The organism is Pseudomonas sp. ICMP22404 (genome assembly GCF_006227205.1).
GTDB lineage: Bacteria > Pseudomonadota > Gammaproteobacteria > Pseudomonadales > Pseudomonadaceae > Aquipseudomonas.
Map to the genome: position 1 here is coordinate 1 of NZ_VCNG01000036.1, position 3,388 is coordinate 3,388.

Sequence of the window (3,388 nt, forward strand, 5' to 3'; positions counted from 1 at the left end):
TCAGCAGATAGGGGTTTCGGAATTTAATCTTGACGATGACCTACTCTCACATGGGGAAACCCCACACTACCATCGGCGATGCATCGTTTCACTTCTGAGTTCGGGATGGGATCAGGTGGTTCCAACGCTCTATGGTCGTCAAGAAATTCGGTAGCCAGCGCGTGCCTTGCGGTCACGTTCCAGCGAATGGGTATGCGATAGTTTGTGTGTTGCTGCTGAGTCGGTTCGAACTTTCGGTTCGTTTCGTCTTCACACACCGCAATCTGGTGCCCTTTCAGGTCAGCAAATTGCTTGGGTGTTATATGGTCAAGCCTCACGGGCAATTAGTACAGGTTAGCTCAACGCCTCACAGCGCTTACACACCCTGCCTATCAACGTCGTAGTCTTCGACGGCCCTTCAGGGAGCTCAAGGCTCCAGTGAGATCTCATCTTGAGGCAAGTTTCCCGCTTAGATGCTTTCAGCGGTTATCTTTTCCGAACATAGCTACCCGGCAATGCCACTGGCGTGACAACCGGAACACCAGAGGTTCGTCCACTCCGGTCCTCTCGTACTAGGAGCAGCCCCTCTCAAATCTCAAACGTCCACGGCAGATAGGGACCGAACTGTCTCACGACGTTCTAAACCCAGCTCGCGTACCACTTTAAATGGCGAACAGCCATACCCTTGGGACCGGCTTCAGCCCCAGGATGTGATGAGCCGACATCGAGGTGCCAAACACCGCCGTCGATATGAACTCTTGGGCGGTATCAGCCTGTTATCCCCGGAGTACCTTTTATCCGTTGAGCGATGGCCCTTCCATACAGAACCACCGGATCACTAAGACCTACTTTCGTACCTGCTCGACGTGTCTGTCTCGCAGTCAAGCGCGCTTTTGCCTTTATACTCTACGACCGATTTCCGACCGGTCTGAGCGCACCTTCGTACTCCTCCGTTACTCTTTAGGAGGAGACCGCCCCAGTCAAACTACCCACCATACACTGTCCTCGATCCGGATAACGGACCTGAGTTAGAACCTCAAAGTTGCCAGGGTGGTATTTCAAGGATGGCTCCACGCAGACTGGCGTCCACGCTTCAAAGCCTCCCACCTATCCTACACAAGCAAATTCAAAGTCCAGTGCAAAGCTATAGTAAAGGTTCACGGGGTCTTTCCGTCTAGCCGCGGATACACTGCATCTTCACAGCGATTTCAATTTCACTGAGTCTCGGGTGGAGACAGCGCCGCCATCGTTACGCCATTCGTGCAGGTCGGAACTTACCCGACAAGGAATTTCGCTACCTTAGGACCGTTATAGTTACGGCCGCCGTTTACCGGGGCTTCGATCAAGAGCTTCGCGTTAGCTAACCCCATCAATTAACCTTCCGGCACCGGGCAGGCGTCACACCCTATACGTCCACTTTCGTGTTTGCAGAGTGCTGTGTTTTTAATAAACAGTCGCAGCGGCCTGGTATCTTCGACCGGCGTGGGCTTACGCAGCAAGTGCTTCACCCTCACCGGCGCACCTTCTCCCGAAGTTACGGTGCCATTTTGCCTAGTTCCTTCACCCGAGTTCTCTCAAGCGCCTTGGTATTCTCTACCCAACCACCTGTGTCGGTTTGGGGTACGGTTCCTGGTTATCTGAAGCTTAGAAGCTTTTCTTGGAAGCATGGCATCAACCACTTCGTCACCCAAAGGGTAACTCGTCATCAGCTCTCGGCCTTAAGATCCCGGATTTACCTAAGATCTCAGCCTACCACCTTAAACTTGGACAACCAACGCCAAGCTGGCCTAGCCTTCTCCGTCCCTCCATCGCAATAACCAGAAGTACAGGAATATTAACCTGTTTTCCATCGACTACGCTTTTCAGCCTCGCCTTAGGGACCGACTAACCCTGCGTCGATTAACGTTGCGCAGGAAACCTTGGTCTTTCGGCGTGGGTGTTTTTCACACCCATTGTCGTTACTCATGTCAGCATTCGCACTTCTGATACCTCCAGCAAGCTTCTCAACTCACCTTCACAGGCTTACAGAACGCTCCTCTACCGCATCACTTACGTGATACCCGTAGCTTCGGTGTATGGTTTGAGCCCCGTTACATCTTCCGCGCAGGCCGACTCGACTAGTGAGCTATTACGCTTTCTTTAAAGGGTGGCTGCTTCTAAGCCAACCTCCTAGCTGTCTAAGCCTTCCCACATCGTTTCCCACTTAACCATAACTTTGGGACCTTAGCTGACGGTCTGGGTTGTTTCCCTTTTCACGACGGACGTTAGCACCCGCCGTGTGTCTCCCATGCTCGGCACTTGTAGGTATTCGGAGTTTGCATCGGTTTGGTAAGTCGGGATGACCCCCTAGCCGAAACAGTGCTCTACCCCCTACAGTGATACATGAGGCGCTACCTAAATAGCTTTCGAGGAGAACCAGCTATCTCCGAGCTTGATTAGCCTTTCACTCCGATCCACAGGTCATCCGCTAACTTTTCAACGGTAGTCGGTTCGGTCCTCCAGTCAGTGTTACCTAACCTTCAACCTGCCCATGGATAGATCGCCCGGTTTCGGGTCTATTCCCAGCGACTAGACGCCCTATTAAGACTCGCTTTCGCTACGCCTCCCCTATTCGGTTAAGCTCGCCACTGAAAATAAGTCGCTGACCCATTATACAAAAGGTACGCAGTCACCCAACAAAGTGGGCTCCCACTGCTTGTACGCATACGGTTTCAGGATCTATTTCACTCCCCTCTCCGGGGTTCTTTTCGCCTTTCCCTCACGGTACTAGTTCACTATCGGTCAGTCAGTAGTATTTAGCCTTGGAGGATGGTCCCCCCATATTCAGACAAAGTTTCTCGTGCTCCGTCCTACTCGATTTCACTTCTAAGATCCTTTCGCGTACAGGGCTATCACCCACTATGGCCGCACTTTCCAGAGCGTTCCGCTAAAATCAAAGAAGCTTAAGGGCTAGTCCCCGTTCGCTCGCCACTACTAAGGGAATCTCGGTTGATTTCTTTTCCTCAGGGTACTTAGATGTTTCAGTTCCCCTGGTTCGCCTCTTGCACCTATGTATTCAGTGCAAGATAACCATCTTATGATGGCTGGGTTCCCCCATTCAGACATCTCCGGATCAAAGTCTGTTTGCCGACTCCCCGAAGCTTTTCGCAGGCTACCACGTCTTTCATCGCCTCTGACTGCCAAGGCATCCACCGTATGCGCTTCTTCACTTGACCATATAACCCCAAGCAATCTGGTTATACTGTGAAGACGACATTCGCCGAAAATTCGATCTTGCTCATGAGAGCAACTCACAAATTTTACCTTAGCCTGATCCGTTACCAGTGAAAGTAACGTTCAGTCTATCTTTCTATCACATACCCAAATTTTTAAAGAACGATCTAATCAAAAGACTAGAAATCAACATTCA

General features: G+C 51.2%; 2 rRNA genes. Both read right to left on the minus strand.

The annotated features are described in order from the left end of the window. Window positions 1-27: 27 nt before the first annotated feature. Window positions 28-143: ribosomal RNA gene (gene rrf / locus FGE05_RS29465) — 5S ribosomal RNA — on the minus strand. A gap of 159 nt (window positions 144-302) precedes the next feature. Next, window positions 303-3,194: ribosomal RNA gene (locus tag FGE05_RS29470) — 23S ribosomal RNA — on the minus strand. Window positions 3,195-3,388 lie beyond the last annotated feature (194 nt).